Annotated in this window: 16 protein-coding genes; 8 read left to right on the top strand and 8 right to left on the bottom strand. The window is 71.3% G+C overall.

The window, feature by feature from the left end:
- Positions 1-53 precede the first annotated feature (53 nt).
- The 3 genes from ACF1G2_RS06820 (at position 54) to ACF1G2_RS06810 (ending at position 3,798) form a co-directional block, all read left to right on the top strand.
- Complete coding sequence (locus ACF1G2_RS06820; RefSeq protein ID WP_391797237.1) at positions 54-761, top strand: TetR/AcrR family transcriptional regulator; 708 nt, start codon at positions 54-56, stop codon at positions 759-761.
- Between the two features lie 463 nt (positions 762-1,224).
- Positions 1,225-1,458 carry a cation transporter gene (locus ACF1G2_RS06815; protein ID WP_361766807.1) on the top strand — a complete coding sequence of 78 codons (234 nt, stop codon included), beginning with the start codon at positions 1,225-1,227 and terminating at the stop codon, positions 1,456-1,458.
- A 114-nt stretch (positions 1,459-1,572) separates the two neighbouring features.
- On the top strand, positions 1,573-3,798 hold the full coding sequence (locus ACF1G2_RS06810) for a heavy metal translocating P-type ATPase (RefSeq protein ID WP_391797236.1): 2,226 nt from the start codon (positions 1,573-1,575) through the stop codon (positions 3,796-3,798).
- Between the two features lie 431 nt (positions 3,799-4,229).
- On the opposite strand, the gene ACF1G2_RS06805 is transcribed toward ACF1G2_RS06810, so the two are convergent.
- The 3 genes from ACF1G2_RS06805 to ACF1G2_RS06795 all read right to left on the bottom strand — a co-directional run bounded on the left by ACF1G2_RS06805 (position 4,230) and on the right by ACF1G2_RS06795 (position 8,277).
- Positions 4,230-5,519, bottom strand: coding sequence for a citrate synthase (locus tag ACF1G2_RS06805; protein WP_352190558.1), 1,290 nt, complete (start codon positions 5,517-5,519; stop codon positions 4,230-4,232).
- Between the two features lie 179 nt (positions 5,520-5,698).
- Positions 5,699-7,918 (bottom strand): ATP-dependent RecD-like DNA helicase, encoded by a 2,220-nt coding sequence (locus tag ACF1G2_RS06800; protein ID WP_391797235.1) that lies wholly within the window; start codon positions 7,916-7,918, stop codon positions 5,699-5,701.
- Between the two features lie 62 nt (positions 7,919-7,980).
- Positions 7,981-8,277 carry a hypothetical protein gene (locus ACF1G2_RS06795; RefSeq protein WP_391797234.1) on the bottom strand — a complete coding sequence of 99 codons (297 nt, stop codon included), beginning with the start codon at positions 8,275-8,277 and terminating at the stop codon, positions 7,981-7,983.
- Positions 8,278-8,392: 115 nt separating this feature from the next.
- Between ACF1G2_RS06795 and ACF1G2_RS06790 the strand changes: the two genes are divergently transcribed.
- From ACF1G2_RS06790 to ACF1G2_RS06780, 3 genes are all read left to right on the top strand, one after another.
- Positions 8,393-9,217 (top strand): Scr1 family TA system antitoxin-like transcriptional regulator, encoded by an 825-nt coding sequence (locus ACF1G2_RS06790; RefSeq protein WP_391797233.1) that lies wholly within the window; start codon positions 8,393-8,395, stop codon positions 9,215-9,217.
- Complete coding sequence (locus ACF1G2_RS06785) at positions 9,204-9,437, top strand: DUF397 domain-containing protein (protein ID WP_391797232.1); 234 nt, start codon at positions 9,204-9,206, stop codon at positions 9,435-9,437. The genes ACF1G2_RS06790 and ACF1G2_RS06785 overlap by 14 nt, the downstream gene beginning before the upstream one ends.
- A 94-nt stretch (positions 9,438-9,531) precedes the next feature.
- Positions 9,532-10,998 (top strand): membrane-associated oxidoreductase, encoded by a 1,467-nt coding sequence (locus ACF1G2_RS06780; protein WP_391797231.1) that lies wholly within the window; start codon positions 9,532-9,534, stop codon positions 10,996-10,998.
- 223 nt (positions 10,999-11,221) lie between these two features.
- On the opposite strand, the gene ACF1G2_RS06775 is transcribed toward ACF1G2_RS06780, so the two are convergent.
- The 3 genes from ACF1G2_RS06775 to ACF1G2_RS06765 are packed head-to-tail and all read right to left on the bottom strand — an operon-like array spanning position 11,222 to position 14,324.
- Positions 11,222-11,995, bottom strand: a complete 774-nt coding sequence (locus ACF1G2_RS06775) for a sugar phosphate isomerase/epimerase family protein (protein ID WP_391797578.1) — start codon at positions 11,993-11,995, stop codon at positions 11,222-11,224.
- 29 nt (positions 11,996-12,024) lie between these two features.
- The gene (locus ACF1G2_RS06770; protein WP_391797230.1) at positions 12,025-13,176 is read right to left on the bottom strand and encodes a dihydrodipicolinate synthase family protein; all 1,152 of its coding nucleotides are present in this window, start codon (positions 13,174-13,176) and stop codon (positions 12,025-12,027) included.
- Complete coding sequence (locus ACF1G2_RS06765) at positions 13,173-14,324, bottom strand: Gfo/Idh/MocA family protein (RefSeq protein ID WP_391797229.1); 1,152 nt, start codon at positions 14,322-14,324, stop codon at positions 13,173-13,175. Before ACF1G2_RS06765 ends, ACF1G2_RS06770 begins: the two co-directional genes overlap by 4 nt.
- Positions 14,325-14,475: 151 nt before the next feature.
- On the opposite strand from ACF1G2_RS06765, the gene ACF1G2_RS06760 reads away from it, so the two are divergent.
- Complete coding sequence (locus ACF1G2_RS06760; protein ID WP_391797228.1) at positions 14,476-15,522, top strand: LacI family DNA-binding transcriptional regulator; 1,047 nt, start codon at positions 14,476-14,478, stop codon at positions 15,520-15,522.
- A 231-nt stretch (positions 15,523-15,753) separates the two neighbouring features.
- Here the strand turns inward: ACF1G2_RS06760 and ACF1G2_RS06755 are convergent, their stop codons facing one another.
- Together ACF1G2_RS06755 and ACF1G2_RS06750 are read right to left on the bottom strand one after the other, a co-directional pair.
- Positions 15,754-16,320 (bottom strand): AAA family ATPase, encoded by a 567-nt coding sequence (locus ACF1G2_RS06755; protein ID WP_391797227.1) that lies wholly within the window; start codon positions 16,318-16,320, stop codon positions 15,754-15,756.
- A 67-nt stretch (positions 16,321-16,387) separates the two neighbouring features.
- A complete protein-coding gene (locus tag ACF1G2_RS06750) occupies positions 16,388-17,293 on the bottom strand; it encodes an EamA family transporter (RefSeq protein ID WP_391797577.1) in 906 nt (301 codons plus the stop codon).
- Between the two features lie 100 nt (positions 17,294-17,393).
- Here ACF1G2_RS06750 and ACF1G2_RS06745 point away from each other — a divergent pair, with 100 nt between their 5' ends.
- Positions 17,394-18,305: a LysR family transcriptional regulator gene (locus ACF1G2_RS06745; protein ID WP_391797226.1), complete on the top strand. Its 912-nt coding sequence runs from the start codon at positions 17,394-17,396 to the stop codon at positions 18,303-18,305.
- The last annotated feature ends 31 nt before the right edge of the window (positions 18,306-18,336 follow it).

The raw sequence follows: 18,336 nt of genomic DNA, 5'->3' as shown, positions 1-18,336 counted from the left end.
ATGCGAGCGACCTCTCGTGTTTGTCAAACATGCTGAGAGAGCTGGGGACAGTCATGTCCGAGGAGAGGTCCGAGAGTTCGGCCGAACAGAAGCCGCGCCGTCGACAGGCCCGCGGCGAGCGCCGCATCGCACAGCTGCTCCAGGCGGCGGCCAGCGTCTTCTGCACGAACGGATACACGGCCGCCAGCACCAACGCGATCGCCCGCGAGGCCAGCGTCTCCCCCGGAACGCTCTACCAGTACTTCCCCAACAAGGAGGCGATCGCCGTCGAGCTCGGCGGCCGCCTGCTGCACCAGATGCGCGAGATGCACGGCCAGGCGTTCACCCCGGCCAACCTCGCCCTGCCGCTGCCCGAGCTCGTGGACGCGGTGCTCGACCCGATGATCGAGTTCAACTGCACGAACCCGGTCTTCCTCGCCCTGATGCACGGCTCCGAGATCCCGGGCCGAATCGCCGAGGAGCACGACGCCCTGCACGCCTCGCTCCTGGCCTCGGTCCAGAGCCTGTTCGAGCACCACCTGCCCGACCACACACCCGAAGACCGCACCCTCAAGGCCGAGATGACCTTCGCCGTCGTCAAGGGCGGCCTCACGCTCATCCTCGCCGCTGACGAAGGGCCGGCGCGCGACGCGGCGATCACCGAACTGAAGACCCTCCTGCTGCGCTACCTCGGCCCGCTCATCGGAGACTCCCCGGCACCGGCACCTGCCACCGCCGGCAGCGGCACCGGCGGCGCGCTCACCACGACTCCGCCCCGCTGACCGACTCCCCGACTCCGGCCCCGCGCCCCGCACCCGCGCCCCGCACCCGCACCCGCACCCGCACCCCGTACCCGCACCCTTCGCCCGGATCTTCGTCGCGAGGATCGGGAGGACGAGGGCGGAGAGCATCCCCGCCCCGACGAGCGCCGCCGCCTCGCCCGCCGTCAGCGCCTTGTCGTCGACCCCGATGGCGGTGATCGCGACGACGAGCGGCAGGACCGTGGACCGGTAGAGCAGCGTGCGGCCGCCGTCGAGCAGCGAGTCCGGGTCGAACTCGATGCCCTTCTTCAGGATCAGCGTGGTGTCGGAATACGACATGTCGGGTATCTAGCATGGCTCGCACCACCGCGGAGGGCACAGGCCCGGCAGGGCGCCGACGCACGACTGGATTCATACCCCCTAGGGGTATAGAATGTGCTTCAGTACGACCCTGTACCTGCACGCCCTCGAAGAGGAGACCGTCATGACCGCCGAGACGTCGACCGAACTCACCACCGTGTACCAGGTCAAGGGAATGACCTGCGGGCACTGCGAGGGCGCGGTCTCCAGCGAGATCTCCGAGATCGCCGGGGTCTCCTCCGTCAAGGCCGTGGCCTCCACCGGCCAGGTCACCGTCGTCTCCCAGGCCCCGCTCGACGAGGAGGCCGTCCGCGCCGCCGTCGACGAGGCGGGCTACGAGCTCGTCGGCCAGGCCTGAGACACCCGAGGGGTCCCCTGCCCGGGGCCGAGGCCCGGGCATACGCCCCCGGCACGCACGGACGGGGTCGTACCGTTATCCGGTACGGCCCCGCTCTGGTTTGGAACGGCACACATGACATCGAGCACCGCGCCCACCGCCACGACCGAGCTCGTCATCGGCGGGATGACCTGCGCCTCCTGCGCGGCCCGTGTCGAGAAGAAGCTCAACCGGATGGAAGGCGTCACCGCGACCGTCAACTACGCGACGGAGAGGGCGAGGATCGCGCACCCGGCGGAGACGCGGGTCGCCGATCTGATCGCGACGGTCGTACGGACCGGCTACACCGCGGAGGAGCCGGTCCCTCCCGCCCCGGAGCCGTCGGAGACGGCGCGCGAGGCCGATCCCGAGCTCGACTCGCTCCGCACCCGGCTGACCGTCTCGGCGGTGCTCTCCGCGCCGGTCGTCCTGCTCGCCATGGTGCCCGCCCTCCAGTTCGACAACTGGCAGTGGCTCTCCCTCACCCTCGCCGCACCCGTCGTCGTCTGGGGCGGGCTGCCCTTCCACCGCGCCGCCTGGACCAACCTGCGGCACGGCGCCGCGACCATGGACACCCTGGTCTCGATCGGCACGCTGGCCGCCTTCGGCTGGTCGCTGTGGGCCCTGTTCCTCGGCGATGCGGGCATGACCGGCATGCGCCACGGCTTCGACCTCACCCCCGGCGGCGCCGACGCCGCCTCCACGATCTACCTGGAGGTCGCCGCCGGCGTCGTCACCTTCATCCTGCTCGGCCGCTACCTGGAGGCCCGGGCCAAGCGGAAGGCGGGCTCCGCGCTGCGCGCCCTGATGGCACTCGGGGCGAAGGACGTGGCCGTGCTGAGGGACGGTACGGAGGTGCGGATCCCGGTGGACGCGCTGCGGGCCGGCGAGCTGTTCGTCGTACGGCCCGGCGAGAAGATCGCCACCGACGGAACGGTCGCCGAGGGCGCCTCCGCCGTCGACGCGTCCCTGCTCACCGGCGAGTCCGTACCGGTCGACGTGAGGTCCGGCGACCCGGTGACCGGCGGCTGCCTCAACACCTCGGGACGCCTCGTCGTCCGGGCGACCCGGGTCGGCGCCGACACCCAGCTCGCCCGGATGGCCAAGCTGGTCGAGGACGCCCAGAACGGCAAGGCCGAGGTGCAGCGCCTCGCCGACCGGATCTCCGCCGTCTTCGTCCCCGTGGTGCTCTACATCGCCCTCGGCACATTGCTGACCTGGCTTTTCGTGGTCCAGGACACCACGGGCGCGTTCACCGCGGCCGTCGCCGTACTGATCATCGCCTGCCCCTGCGCCCTGGGCCTCGCGACCCCGACCGCCCTCATGGTCGGCACCGGCCGCGGCGCCCAGCTCGGCATCCTGATCAAGGGCCCGGAGGTCCTGGAGTCCACCCACCACGTCGACACCGTCGTCCTCGACAAGACCGGGACGATCACCACCGGCCGGATGCGGCTGCGGAAGGTGTACGCGTACGAGGGCGTGGACGAGACCGAGCTGCTGCGCCTCGCGGGCGCCCTGGAACACGCCTCCGAGCACCCGGTCGCCCGGGCGGTCGCGGCGGGCGCCGCCGAGCGGCTCGGCGTGCCCGTGGGCGAGCTGCCCGTACCGGCGTCCTTCGAGAGCGTGCCCGGCCTCGGGGTGCGCGGCACGGTCGACGGCCGCACGCTCCTGGTCGGCCGCGCGGCGCTCCTGGAGGCGGAGGGGGTCGAGATCCCCGGGGTGCCGGAGCCGGGCGCCGTACAGGTCGCCTGGGACGGCCGGGCGCGCGGGGCGCTGACGGTCGCCGACGCCGTGAAGGAGACCAGCGCGGAGGCGGTCGCCCGGCTGCGCGCCCTCGGTCTGAGGCCGGTCCTGCTGACCGGGGACGGACGGGCGGTCGCCGAGACGGTGGCGGCGGAGGTGGGCATCGAGGCGGACCAGGTCTTCGCCGAGGTGCTGCCGCAGGAGAAGGTCGACGTCGTGCGGCGCCTCCAGACGGAGGGCCGGGTCGTCGCGATGGTCGGCGACGGAGTGAACGACGCCGCCGCGCTGGCCACGGCCGACCTGGGTCTGGCCATGGGCACCGGCACGGACGCGGCGATCGAGGCGAGCGATCTGACGCTGGTCCGGGGCGACCTGCGGGTGGCGGCGGACGCCATCAGGCTCGCGCGCCGGACCCTGGCGACGATCAAGGGGAACCTCGCGTGGGCGTTCGGTTACAACGTGGCGGCCCTGCCGCTGGCCGCGTTCGGGTTGCTGAACCCGATGATCGCCGGTTTGGCCATGGCATTTTCGTCCGTATTTGTCGTGACAAACAGCCTGCGACTTCGGAGGTTCACGTGAATTCACCTACACGTGACGCACAGGACCTTCACAAAGAGACCTAGATCACAGATATTTAGGGGTAACCATTCGGGCCGTTCGCGAGTCTAAGTGGGCGATGCCGAGAACGTCTTGGGGGACGTTCATGAGATGTCTTGGGGGACGTCTCAGGCAAGCGTTGGCCGGGGCACGTGCACCGGGGAGCTTTGAGCGGCCCTCCCGTACGTACGTACCCCGGCAGACCGCGTAGACCCGCCTAGCTTCTGCTGAACCCGGCAGACGCCCGGCCCGGATCCCGTGGGGGGAATCCGCACCGGGGATATGGAAAGCGCCCCGCTCGCCGACCCGTGGGGGGATCGGAAGCGGGGCGCTTTTCGTTCAGCGCCTCATGCGGCGCGCTCGTCGAGCGCCTCGTCGGCGCGGCGCCGGGCGCCGCGCGACGAGGAAGTGTGTCAGCGGCCCTCGACCGGGACGAAGTCGCGCAGGACCTCACCCGTGTAGATCTGGCGCGGGCGGCCGATGCGGGAACCCGGCTCCTTGATCATCTCGTGCCACTGGGCGATCCAGCCCGGGAGGCGGCCGAGCGCGAAGAGCACGGTGAACATCTCGGTCGGGAAGCCCATCGCGCGGTAGATGAGGCCCGTGTAGAAGTCCACGTTCGGGTAGAGGTTGCGCGAGACGAAGTAGTCGTCGGAGAGCGCGTGCTCCTCCAGCTTGAGCGCGATGTCCAGCAGCTCGTCGGACTTGCCGAGCGCGGAGAGCACGTCGTGCGCCGCAGCCTTGATGATCTTGGCGCGCGGGTCGAAGGACTTGTACACCCGGTGGCCGAAGCCCATCAGGCGGACGCCGTCCTCCTTGTTCTTCACCTTGTTGATGAAGGAGTCGACATCGCCGCCGTTGGCCTGGATGCCTTCCAGCATCTCCAGGACCGACTGGTTGGCGCCACCGTGCAGCGGGCCCCACAGGGCCGAGATGCCGGCGGAGATCGACGCGAACATGTTCGCCTGGCTCGAACCCACCAGACGGACGGTGGACGTCGAACAGTTCTGCTCGTGGTCCGCGTGCAGGATCAGCAGCTTGTCGAGCGCCGAGACCACGACCGGGTCGAGCTCGTACTCCTGGGCCGGGACCGAGAAGGTCATGCGCAGGAAGTTCTCGACGTACCCGAGGTCGTTGCGCGGGTAGACGAAGGGGTGGCCGATCGACTTCTTGTACGCGTACGCCGCGATCGTCGGCAGCTTGGCGAGCAGCCGGATCGTGGAGAGGTGACGCTGCTTCTCGTCGAACGGGTTGTGGCTGTCCTGGTAGAAGGTGGACAGCGCGGAGACCACCGAGGAGAGCATCGCCATCGGGTGGGCGTCCCGGGGGAAGCCGTCGAAGAAGCGCTTGACGTCCTCGTGCAGCAGCGTGTGCTGGGTGATCTCGTTCTTGAAGGTCGCGAGCTCGTCGACCTTGGGAAGCTCACCGTTGATCAGCAGGTACGCCACCTCAAGGAAGGTGGAGCGCTCCGCCAGCTGCTCGATGGGGTAGCCGCGGTACCGCAGAATGCCCTGCTCGCCGTCGAGGTAGGTGATGGCGGATTTATAGGCGGCGGTGTTGCCGTATCCGCTGTCCAGGGTGACCAGACCGGTCTGGGCTCGGAGCTTCCCGATGTCGAAGCCCTTGTCGCCGACGGTGCTCTCGACCACCGGGTAGGTGTATTCACCGTCCGCGTACCGCAGTACTACAGAGTTGTCGCTCACGTCATCCCTCACCGACGTAGTGCCTCTTCTTCGAGGTGCCCTGACTGTCTCTACCATCCCCCATTTGGCTCAGGAGAGTGCACTCGGGGTCGACCATTGGGCCATTTGGCGGCACTCAGTGCCGCCAACCTGCTCATCTTGCCCCCTTCGCCCCGTTCGGGGAAGTCCGGGGTGGTCTTTCACACGGCTGCCGAGAGCCGGTGGGCCAGGGCGGTGAACCGTCTGCCTGCGGAAACCGTGCGAACGGCCTGCGCGATCGCCTTCCGCGAACCGACCAGGACCACCAGCTTCTTCGCCCGGGTGACGGCCGTGTAGAGCAGGTTCCGCTGGAGCATCATCCAGGCGCTGTTGGTGACGGGGATCACGACGGCCGGATACTCGCTGCCCTGCGAGCGGTGGATCGTGACGGCGTACGCGTGGGCCAGCTCGTCCAGCTCGTCGAAGTCGTAGCCGACCTCCTCGTCCTCGTCGGTGCGCACGGTCAGCCGCTGTTCCACGGTGTCGAGCGAGGTCACGACACCGACGGTGCCGTTGAAGACGCCGTTGGCGCCCTTCTCGTAGTTGTTGCGGATCTGGGTGACCTTGTCGCCGACGCGGAAGACCCGGCCGCCGAACCGCTTCTCGGGGAGGTCGGGGCGGGCCGGGGTGATCGCCTGCTGGAGCAGACCGTTGAGCGCGCCGGCTCCGGCGGGGCCGCGGTGCATGGGCGCCAGGACCTGGACGTCCCGGCGGGGGTCGAGCCCGAACTTGGCGGGAATCCGCCGCGCCGCGACCTCGACGGCGACCCGGGCGGCATCCTCCGTCTCGTCCTCCGCGAAGAGGAAGAAGTCCGGCAGACCGGTGGTGACGGGCGGCAGACCGGCGTTGATGCGGTGGGCGTTGGTGACGACCCCGGACTGCTGCGCCTGACGGAAGATCCGGGTCAGCCGGACGGCCGGCACCGGGCTGCCGGGGGCCAGCAGATCGCCGAGCACCTCCCCCGCGCCGACCGAGGGCAGCTGGTCCACGTCACCCACGAGGAGGAGGTGGGCACCGGGTGCCACGGCCTTCACGAGCTTGTTGGCGAGCAGCAGATCGAGCATGGACGCCTCGTCCACGACGACCAGGTCGGCGTCGAGCGGGCGGTCCCGGTCGTAGGCCGCGTCCCCGCCCGGCTTGAGCTCCAGGAGCCGGTGGACGGTCGACGCGTCGGTACCGGTCAGCTCGGCGAGGCGCTTCGCGGCGCGGCCGGTGGGCGCGGCGAGGACGACCTTGGCCCGCTTGGCCCGGGCCAGCTCCACGATCGAGCGGACGGTGAACGACTTCCCGCACCCCGGGCCGCCGGTGAGGACGGCGACCTTACGGGTCAGGGCGAGCCGCACCGCCTCCTCCTGCTCGGGCGCGAGGGAGGCGCCGGTACGGTCGGCGAGCCAGGCGAGGGCCTTGTCCCAGGCGACGTCCCGGAAGGCCGCCATCCGGTCCTCGGGGGCGTGCAGCAGGCGCTTCGTCTGTGCGGCGAGGGAGAGTTCGGCGCGGTGGAACGGGATGAGGTACACCGCCGTGACGGGCAGCCCCTCGGGCCCGGGCACGGCCTCCCTCACCACGCCCTCCGGATCCTGCGCCAGCTCGGCGAGACACTCGATGACGAGCCCCGTGTCGACCTGGAGCAGCTTCACCGCCTCGCGGATGAGCTGCTCCTCGGGCAGGAAGCAGTGCCCCTGGTCGGTGGACTGGGACAGGGCGTACTGCAGCCCCGCCTTGACCCGGTCCGGGCTGTCGTGCGGGATCCCGACCGACTGGGCGATCTTGTCGGCGGTGAGGAAGCCGATGCCCCAGACGTCGGCGGCCAGCCGGTAGGGCTGGTTCCGCACGACGGAGATGGAGGCGTCTGCGTACTTCTTGTAGATGCGCACGGCGATGGAGGTGGAGACCCCCACGCCCTGGAGGAACACCATCACCTCCTTGATGGCCTTCTGCTCCTCCCAGGCGGCGGTGATGTTCTTCGTCCGCTTGGGCCCGAGCCCCGGCACCTCGATCAGCCGGGCCGGAGCGGCCTCCAGGATGTCGAGGGTGTCCACGCCGAAGTGCTGGGTGATGCGGTCGGCGAAGACGGGCCCGATGCCCTTGACCAGCCCGGAGCCGAGGTAGCGGCGTATGCCCTGGACGGTGGCGGGCAGCACGGTCGTGTAGTTCTCGACCGTGAACTGCTTGCCGTACTGCGGATGGGAGCCCCAACGCCCCTGCATCCGCAGCGACTCACCCGGCTGAGCCCCGAGCAGCGCCCCGACGACCGTGAGGAGATCGCCGCCACCGCGCCCGGTGTCGACCCGGGCGACCGTGTACCCGCTCTCCTCGTTGGCATAGGTGATCCGCTCCAGCACCCCTTCGACGACCGCCTGACCCTGACCCTGGTTGGACATGCCCCGACGGTAGCGAAGGCCTCGGACACCCGGGCCGGTGATCCGGCGAACCTGTGGAACGCTCAGGCCCTCGCATTCCCGAGCCGTGCGCCCCGGCTCTCCGCGACCCGCTTGACGTCCCGCAGCGACTCGGCGAGCCGGCAGGCGAGATAACGCAGCTCGCCGCCGCTCGCCCGGCGATCGGCGAGCAGCTCGTCGGCGTGGCCGAGCAGGTCGCCCGCCATGCCTAGCTGGACACTCTCGATGCCGTCCGCGAGCCGCGACAGATAGCCGTCGCCATCGCCCGCCAGGTAACACGGCTTGCCCTCCTCCCCCGTCCAGGGCAGCAACCGCGCCTCGCCGAGGAAATCCTTCACCATCGACCCTCTTTCGTCGCGCTGTGTATCGAACTCCTCACAGCCTGGGGTGGGGCGCGGCTACGATTCCAGTGCCGGAGGCTTGACAGCACACCCGTCAGGTTGGGGAGTTGGTCGCATGGAGCAGCGCCGTAAGCCGCGTACACCGCGTGAGAAGTACGGGGAGGAGCTGAGGCTGCGTCGGGTGGCGGCCGGCCTCACTCAGGAGGCACTTGGCGATCTGGTCGTCTGCTCGCCCACGCTGATCAGCCACTTCGAGGCGGGCAGAAGGCTCCCCAAGCCCGACGACGCGCGGCGGGTGGACCGGGCGCTCGGGACGGACGGGTTCTTCGCGCGATGGCTGGAGGACCTGGAGTCGAAGTACGCGGACCACTTCGCCTCGGCGGCCGAGCTGGAGAAGCAGGCCACGCTGATCGAACAGTTCGCGCTGTCGCTGGTTCCAGGCGTGTTCCAGACACCGGACTACGCTCGCGCCCTGTTCCAGGCGTACCGGCCGAATCACACGGCGGAGGAACTTGACGAGGCCGTCGTCATCCGAACAAAGCGTTCCCGGCTGCTCGACGGGCCGTTGAACCCTGTCATCTGGACACTGCTCGACGAGGCCGTGCTGCGACGCGTGGTCGGGGGACGGCAGGTCATGGCGGAACAGCTGCACAAGATCGCCGACTTGGCCGAGGCCGGACGGATCCGGCTGCACGTGCTGCCGAACAGCGCCGGGGCACACGCGCTCCAGCAGAGCCTGCTCACTCTCATGAGCTTCGAGGACTCCGCCCCGGTCGCTTACGTGGAAGCATTTCTCACGGGCAACCTGATGGACGATCCGTCCCTGGTGAACAGCAGTCGCACGGCCTACGCTCTTGCGCTGAGCGATGCACTGTCGCAACAGGAGTCACTGGCCCTGGTCAGGTCAGCAGCAGAGGAACACGCACATGGTCAGCAGTGAGCGCGCCGTCGTCGGCTCGTCCTCCCTCACCGGGTGGTACAAGTCGAGCTACAGCGGCGGCGATCAAGGAGAATGCGTCGAGGTCGCCCATGGCCACGCCGGCGTACCCGTCCGCGACAGCAAGGCCGCCACGGGACCGGCCCTGGTCTTCTCGGCGGACGGCTGGTCCTCCTTCGTCACGGCGGTCAAACACGGCTGCTTCGACTGCCGTCGCGGCTGACTCGGCGAGGGCCGAGCGGGTATCGAGGACCTCGGACAGCGTGACGTGCCCGTAAGGCAGTTGACGCCTCGAACGCAGCACGTAGAGTCCCGGCGTGAGCGAGACAGACGATCTGACGCCGGCCGAGTCACGTGTCTGGCGGGCCTTTCCGCGCGGAGAATCCGTGGACTTTCGCGCCGCCGAGAACGAGGATCCGGCGCTTGGCGCCACCTGGGGTGCCGAGCGAACCGTACGGGCGAGCGTGCTGCGGAGGCTGCTGCTCACCTCTCCGCAGCGCGAGGGGGAGATCGCCGCGCTGAAGATCACGGGGGCGCGCATCACTGGCGTACTGGACCTGAAGTACGCCACGATCGACGCCGCCATCCGGCTGAGCCACTGCCGGTTCGACGACGCTCCCGACCTGTACGGCGCCCAGCTGCGCCAGCTCAACCTGAGCACGTCCGTCCTGCCGGGCCTGACCGCGGCAACCGTGCGGGTCGAGGGGGTGCTGCGGATGACGGACTGCCGCATGCGGGGGCCGGTACGGCTCAGCGGCGCCCAGATATCCGGGGCGCTGTTCATGGAACGGGCGGAGTTCACGGCACTCGACGACTCCGAGCCGGTGCTGCAGCTCAACCAGGTGGCGATCGGCGACGACCTGTGGGCGCCGGAGATGCGCGCACACGGGCAGGTACGTCTCACCGGCGCCACGGTCGCCGGGCGGATCAACGTTCAGGACGCCGAGTTCGACAAGCCCGACGGCATCGCGCTGGACGCACAGAACCTCACCGTGGGCGCCCACGTACGGGCGCGGTGCATCCGTGCGCAGGGCCGGCTCGACCTCCGGGGTGCGCGCATACCGGGCCGTCTGGACCTGCTCCACGCCCGCCTGTCGCATCCCGGCGACACGGCGCTACGGGCGAGCAGTTGTGTCATCGGTGAGCTCTGGCTGCGTGGGGGCGACCGCATCGAGGGTGCCCTGAATCTGAGGCGCTCCCAGATAGAGATCCTGACTCTTGACCCGGAGATGCTGCCGGATCAGGTATATCTCGGCAATCTCACGTACACCGTGCTCACCCCGCACGAGCCCGCACCGCGCCGCATCCCGATGCTGGAGCGGGAGGACGGCCGGTACGAGCCGTACGGCTACGAGCAGTTGACGGCGAGCTACCGCCACGCCGGTGACGACGACGCAGCCCGACTCGTCCAACTCGCCAAGCAGCGACGTCGACGCGCCACACTCGCCTGGTACGGGCGCCTGTGGGGATACGTCCAGGACGCGACCGTCGGATACGGGTTCCGCCCGTTGCGCGCGGCAGTCTGGCTGCTGTCCTTCATGGCCATTGGATCCGTCGCGTACGGCATGGACCACCCACGTCCCCTCAAAGCGGACGAGGCCCCCGAGTTCAACCCCGTCTTCTACACCCTCGACCTGCTGCTGCCGGTCGTCACCTTCGGCCAGGAGTCGGCGTTCGCCCCTGACGGCTGGCACCAGTGGCTGTCGTACGCCCTGATCATCACCGGCTGGATCCTGGCGACGGCGATCGTCACGGGCGTGACCCGCGCGGTCAGCCGCCAATGATCCCCGTCCAAGCGGAGGCTCGCCGGGCTCCTGGCCGCTTCCCGCCCAGGAGCCCGAGCCCGCAAGGTCCGTCCCGGCGTACCGAGCGTCGGAAGCGTGGCGTTTCCCGCATGAGTGACGACCCGCTCCAGAACGGCGTAACGCAAGAGCTGGGCGCGGCCGGCTCCATCCGGCCACCTGCCACCCAACGGCACCGGCGGCCGATCGCCCCCGGCCCCCGGCCTCAGATCTCCAAGAAGCTCTCCACCGTCTCCTCCAGGACCTCCACCCCGTCTCTCGACCAGAGCTCGTCGTTGAAGAGCTCCACCTCGATCGGGCCCCGGTAGCCCGCCTCCTCCACCAGGGCGCACCAGGCCCCGAGGTCGATCGCGCCGTCGCCCAGCCGGCCTCTGCCGTTGAGGACGCCCGCGGGCAGGGGGGTCGTCCAGTCCGCCAGTTGGAAGGCGTGGATGCGGGACGCGGCGCCCGCGCGGGCGACCGCGGCCGGGGCGCGGTCGTCCCACCAGACGTGGTACGTGTCCACCACCACGCCCACCTGCGAGGCCGGGAACCGTTCGGCGATCGCCAGGGCCTGGTCCAGGGTGGAGATCGCGCAGCGGTCCGACGCGTACATCGGGTGGAGGGGTTCGATCGCCAGACGGACCCCGCGATCGCCCGCGTACGGGGCGAGTTCGGCGATCGCGTCCGTGATCCGGGCGCGGGCCGCCGACAGGTCGCGGCTGCCGGGGGCGAGGCCGCCCGAGACCAGGACCAGGGTGTCCGTGCCCAGGGCCGCCGCCTCGGCGATCGCCGCGCGGTTGTCGTCCAGCGAGTCCGCCGTCGTGAAGAAGCCGCCCCGGCAGAGCGACGTGACCGACAGGCCCGCGTCGCGTACCAGCTTGGCCGCCGCCTCCAGGCCGTACTCCGCGACCGGCTCCCGCCACAGGCCCACGCCCGGGACCGAGAGCCGTACGCACTGCTCGACCAGCTCCGGCAGCGACAGCTGCCTCACCGTCATCTGGTTGATGCTGAACCGCGAGAGAAGGCTCACCGGGGGACTCCGTACACCGTCAGCAGCGACCTCATCCGGGACTCCGCCAGCTCCGGGTCGGGGAACAGTCCGAGCCCGTCCGCCAGTTCGTACGCCCGGGCCAGGTGCGGCAGCGAGCGGGCGGACTGCAGGCCGCCGACCATCGTGAAGTGGTCCTGGTGGCCCGCCAGCCAGGCGAGGAACACGACCCCCGTCTTGTAGAAGCGGGTCGGCGCCTCGAAGAGGTGGCGGGAGAGCTCCACGGTGGGGTCGAGCAGCGCCCGGAAGCCGTCCACGTCGCCCGTGTCCAGGATCCTCACCGCCTCCGCCGCCAGCGGACCCAGCGGGTCGAAGATGCCGAGCAGGGCGTGGCTGAAACCCTGTTCGTCGCCCGCGATGAGCTCCGGGTAGTGGAAGTCGTCACCGGTGTAGCAGCGCACTCCCTCCGGGAGCCGGCGGCGCAGGTCGATCTCGCGCCGGGCGTCGAGGAGGGAGACCTTGATGCCGTCGACCTTGTCCGGGTGGGCCGCGATGACCTCCAGGAAGGTGTCGGTCGCGGTGTCGAGGTCGGCCGAGCCCCAGTAGCCGTCGAGCGCCGGGTCGAACATCGGGCCGAGCCAGTGCAGGATCACCGGTTCGCTCGCCTGGCGCAGGAGGTGGCCGTACGTGTCGAGGTAGTCGTCCGGGCCCTCCGCGGCGGCCGCGAGGGCGCGCGAGGCCATCAGGACCGGCTGGGCGCCGGTCTCCTCGACGAGGGCGAGCTGCTCCTCGTACGCCTTGCGGACGGACACGAGGTCTGCGGCTCCGGTGAGCTGGTCCGTGCCCACTCCGCACGCGATCCGGCCCCCCACCGCCCTCGCCTCCGCCCCCGAGCGGCGGATCAGCTCCGCCGCGCCCGCCCAGTCCAGGCCCATCCCGCGCTGCGCGGTGTCCATCGCCTCCGCGACGCCGAGGCCCTGCGCCCAGAGGTGGCGGCGGAAGGCGAGCGTGGCGTCCCAGTCGACGGCCGCCGGACCGTCGGGGGTGGTGTCGGCGTACGGGTCGGCGACGACGTGGGCGGCCGAGAAGACCGTACGGGAGGTCGGCGCGCCGCCCGGGGTGGCCGGGGTGCGGGCGGGGCGCGGGCTGTACTCCCGTACTCCGCCCGCGCCGTCGGGGAGGCGGATCACAGCGACACCTCCGGGACCTCCAGGCGCCGGCCCTCGGCCGAGGACCGCAGTCCCAGCTCGGCGAGCTGGACGCCGCGCGCGCCCGCGAGCAGGTCCCAGTGGTACGGCTCGTCGAGGACGACGTGGCGCAGGAAGAGCTCCCACTGGGCCTTGAAGCCGTTGTCGAAGACGGCGTTGTCCGGAACCTCCTGCCACTGGTCGCGGAAGGGCTCGGTCGCCGGGATGTCCGGGTTCCAGACGGGCTTGGGGGTGGCCGAACGGTGCTGGACGCGGCAGTCGCGCAGTCCGGCGACGGCGGAGCCGTGGGTGCCGTCGACCTGGAACTCGACGAGCTCGTCGCGGTTGACGCGGACCGTCCAGGAGGAGTTGATCTGGGCGACGGCCCCGCCCTCCAGCTGGAAGATGCCGTACGCGGCGTCGTCGGCGGTCGCGGCGTACGGCTTCCCGTGCTCGTCCCACCGCTCCGGTACGTGCGTGGCGACGTGCGCGGTGACGGCCGTGACCCGGCCGAACAGCTCGTGGAGCACGTACTCCCAGTGCGGGAACATGTCGACGACGATGCCGCCGCCGTCCTCGGCGCGGTAGTTCCAGCTCGGGCGCTGGGCGTCCTGCCAGTCGCCCTCGAAGACCCAGTAGCCGAACTCCCCGCGCACGGAGAGGATCCGGCCGAAGAAGCCGCCGTCGATGAGGCGCTTCAGCTTGAGCAGGCCCGGCAGGAAGATCTTGTCCTGGACGACGCCGTGCTTGACGCCCTGCTCCGTGGCGAGCCGGGCGAGTTCCAGGGCGCCGGCCAGGTCTCCGGCGGTCGGCTTCTCGGTGTAGACGTGCTTCCCGGCGGCGACGGCCTTCCGGATCGCCTCGGCGCGGGCGGAGGTGACCTGGGCGTCGAAGTAGATCTCCACCGTCTCGTCGGCGAGGACGGCGTCGAGGTCGGTGGACCACTCGGTGAGACCGTGCCGTTCGGCGAGCGCGCGCAGGGCGTGCTCGCGGCGGCCGACGAGGACGGGCTCGGGCCAGAGGGTCTCGCCGTTGCCGAGGTCGAGCCCGCCCTGCTCGCGCAGGGCGAGGATCGAGCGGACGAGGTGCTGGCGGTAGCCCATACGCCCGGTGACGCCGTTCATGGCGATACGGACTGTCCTGCGTGTCACGAAGGTGCCTCCATCACGTGCGTACTCCCAAACAGAAAGCGCTTTCTACGAACGAAGACGCTAGCCTGCCGACAACACACCGGACAAGGGGTCCGCCCTCCTCACCCGGTGCCGCACGCTGGATCCACCGATTTCTCCCCGGAGGTACGCGATGACCGTGACGCTGGCGGATGTGGCCGCGCGTGCCCAGGTCTCCCCCGCCACCGTCTCCCGTGTCCTGAACGGCAACTACCCGGTCGCCGCGTCGACCAGGGAGCGGGTGCTGCGGGCGGTGGACGAGCTGGACTACGTACTGAACGGGCCCGCGAGCTCACTCGCCGCCGCCACGTCCGACCTGATCGGCATCCTCGTCAACGACATCGCCGACCCCTTCTTCGGGATCATGGCGGGCGCGGCGCAGAACGCGATCGGGGAAGGGGCGCCGGGCCGGGCGGGCGGCGAGAAGCTGGCCGTCGTCTGCAACACGGGCGGCTCGCCCGAGCGCGAACTCACGTACCTCACGCTGCTCCAGCGGCAGCGCGCCGCCGCCGTCATCCTGACCGGCGGGTCCCTGGAGGACCCGGACCACATGGCGGCCGTGTCGGCGAAGCTCGCGAAGCTGACGGACGCGGGGACCCGGATCGTGCTGTGCGGACGGCCGCCGGTGCGGGGCGACGCGAGCGTGGCGGCGCTCACCTTCGACAACCGGGCGGGGGCGCGGCGGCTCGCCGAGCACCTGCTCTCGCTCGGGCACCGGCGGATCGGTTACGTGGCGGGACCGGCGGACCGGACGACGACCCGGCACCGGCTGGAGGGCCACCGGGAGGCGCTCGCGGCGGCCGGGGTGGCGGAGGGGCCGACGGTGCACGGCCGGTACGACCGGCGGTCCGGTTACGACGCGACCCTCGAACTCCTGCGCAGGGAGCCTTCGCTGACGGCGGTCGTGGCGGCCAACGACACGGTGGCGCTGGGCGCGTGCGCGGCGCTGCGGGACCGGGGGCTGCGGATTCCGGAGGACGTGTCGGTGGCCGGCTTCGACGACCTGCCGTTCTCGGTCGACGCGGTCCCGGCGCTGACGACGGTACGGCTCCCGCTCCACGACGCGGGTGCCCGTGCGGGCCGCCTCGCGGTGGGCACGGAGGAGCCCCCGCCGGGCGGGGTGACGACGATCCCCGCGGAGCTGCTGGTACGGGACTCCACGGCGCGCCCCCGGGACTGACGGGGCCCGCCCGCGCGCCCCAGGGACCGACGAGGCCGCCCGCGCGCCCAGGGACCGACGAGGCCGCCCGCGCGCCCCAGGGACCGACCGGGCCCGCCCGCGAGCCCCCGGGACCGACGGGGCCCGACCGCGCCCCCCAGGGACCGACCGGGCCCGCCCGCGCCCCCGGGACCGACGGGGCCCGACCGCGCGCCCCAGGGACCGACGGGGCCCGACCGCGCGCCCCCGGGCCTACGCTCCCGCGGGTGCGGCCAGTCCCGTGGCGTCGAGGATCGCGGTCACCGTCTCCTCCACCGACAACTCCGCGTTGTCGATCCAGATGCCGTCGGCCGCGAGTTCCTCGCGCATCGCGCCGTCCAGCGGGGCCCAGTCGGTCGTCAGGCGCTTGTCGCGGGCGTTGTTGCGTTCCCACGCCTTGGCCGGGCCGGGCGCGAGGAAGACCGTGTGGAAGGGCCGGGCCCTCAGGGTCGCGCGGTAGAAGTCGAGGTGGACGCGGCGGACCACGACGTCGTCCACGACCGGCAGGAAGCCGGCGGTCGTGAAGCTGTCCGCCAGCAGGCACGCGTTGCGGGCGCGCAGGAAGATCTGACGGTCGGCCTCCGGGTCGTGCTCCATCGTCGGCCAGTGGCCGCCGCTGACGATCAGCTCCTGGAGCCCGTCCACCTCGATGTGCGCGGCCCTCGCGAACCGGGCCGCCAGGGCCGCCGCGACCGTCGACTTGCCGCTGCCGGGGATCCCGCTCAACAGCAGTGCTGCGGGGGCGGGTTCACGGTCGACCGGTACCAGGTCGAAGGACATCGGGGGCTCCTCTCGATCAAGGAACCAAGGTTACGTTCGGCTCCGGCCGCACCGCGCCGCCGGTCCGTCACACCCGCACCGCCGCGCCTCCGGCGGGGGCCGGGGTCGCCGCCCGGCCTCCCCCGCGCGACAGCGAGGTCAGCGCCACCCCGCCGACGAGCAGCGCCGCCGCGCACCAGCGCAGGGGGCTGACGCCCTCGCCCAGGAAGAGCGCCGCCGAGGACATCCCGAAGACCGGGACCAGGAGCGAGAACGGGGCCACCGAGGACGCCGGATAGCGCCGCAGGAGCCATCCCCAGGCGCCGAAGCCGAAGATGGTGACGACCCAGGCGACGTAGAGGACGACGCCCACGCCCGCCCAGTCGAGCCCCCGCAGCGCCGCCAGGTCCCGGTCCGGGCCCTCCAGGAGGAGGGAGAGGGCGAGGAGCGGCAGGATGGGCACGACGCTGACCCAGACCATGAAGTTGAGCGCGTCCGGCGGGGACGCCTTGCGGGTCAGGACGTTGGAGACGCCCCAGCAGGCCGCCGCGGCGATGCAGAGCACGAAGCCCGCGAGCGGGCCGCTCGCGCCCTCGTCGACCGCCGCCACGCCGATGCCCGCGAGTGCGACCGCCATGCCCACCGTCTTCACAGTCCCCGGCCGTTCGCCGAGCGCGACGAAGGCGAACAGGGCCGTGAAGACCGCCTGGATCTGGAGGATCAGCGAGGAGAGCCCGGCGGGAGCGCCGAGGTCCATGCCCGTGAAGAGAAGGCCGAACTTGGCGACTCCCAGGGCGAGACCCACCCCCACGATCCACTTCCAGGCGACCTTGGGCCGGCCGACCAGGAACACGGCCGGGAGCGCGGCGGCGAGGAAGCGGAGGGCGGAGAAGAGCAGCGGCGGGAAGTGGTCGAGGCCGACCTCGATGACGACGAAGTTGACTCCCCAGAGGGCGGCGACGAGCGCGGCCAGGGCGATGTGGGCAGGGCGCATGGAGAGAGCGTCACGCATGACGACCGTGTAGCACCAGCACGTTTCCCTTCATGGTTGGATGAAGCAACGCTTCATCCAACCGGTTCGTCAGGAGCCCGCCGTGCTCGATCTCGGACGCCTGCGCGCCCTCCATGCCGTCGCCGTGCACGGTTCGGTGGGCGCCGCGGCCGCCGCCCTCGGCTTCAGCCCGTCGGCGGTCTCCCAGCAGATCGCCAAGCTGGAGCGCGAGACCCGTACGACCCTGCTCGAACGCCGTGGCCGCGGCGTGCGGCTCACCGACGAGGCCCACCAACTGGCGGCCACGGCAGAGCAGTTGCTGGCGATCGTGGAGGAGGCGGAGGTAAGGCTCGAAGAGCGGCGCGGGCTCCCCTCGGGGCGCCTGTCGATCGGGTGTTTCGCGAGCGCCGCGCGCGGTCTCATGCCCCGGGTCCTCGCCGAGCTGGCCACCCGTCACCCTGCCCTCGACGCCCGCCTCACGGAGGTCGACCCGCACATCTCGGTCGAGCTCGTCGAACGCGGGGTGATCGACCTCGCGGTCGCCCACGACTGGGACATCGCCCCGATGCCGGTCCCGCCGGGGGTCGAGCACGCGGTGATCGGCGACGACCTGTGCGACGTACTCGTACCGCGCGACCATCCGATGGCGGCGCGCGCGTCGGTACGGCGGGAGGAGCTGGCGGACGAGCGGTGGATCACCCAGCCGCCCGGGTCGGTCTGCCACGACTGGCTGATGCGGACACTGCGGGCCACCGGATACGAGCCGCGCATCGTCCACCAGGCGGAGGAGAACCACACCCAGGTCGCCCTGGTCGCCGCGGGCCTCGGGATCGCGCTGGTGCCGCGTCTCGGCCGCGGCACACTGCCGCCCGAGGTGACCCCGATCCGGCTGGACCCGATGCCGACGCGCCGGCTGCACGCGCTCTGGCGCACCGGCGCGGCCCGCCGCCCCGCGATCACCGAGACGGTCCGCACGCTCCGGGAGCTCTGGCCCGAGGTCTCCGCCCCGATCTGAACCGACCGCCCGCCCGCACCGCCGCCCGCGC

This window comes from Streptomyces sp. NPDC013457, assembly GCF_043089925.1.
In the GTDB taxonomy this organism is placed as follows: Bacteria; Actinomycetota; Actinomycetes; order Streptomycetales; family Streptomycetaceae; genus Streptomyces.
This window is presented reverse-complemented; position numbering and strand designations above follow the sequence as displayed.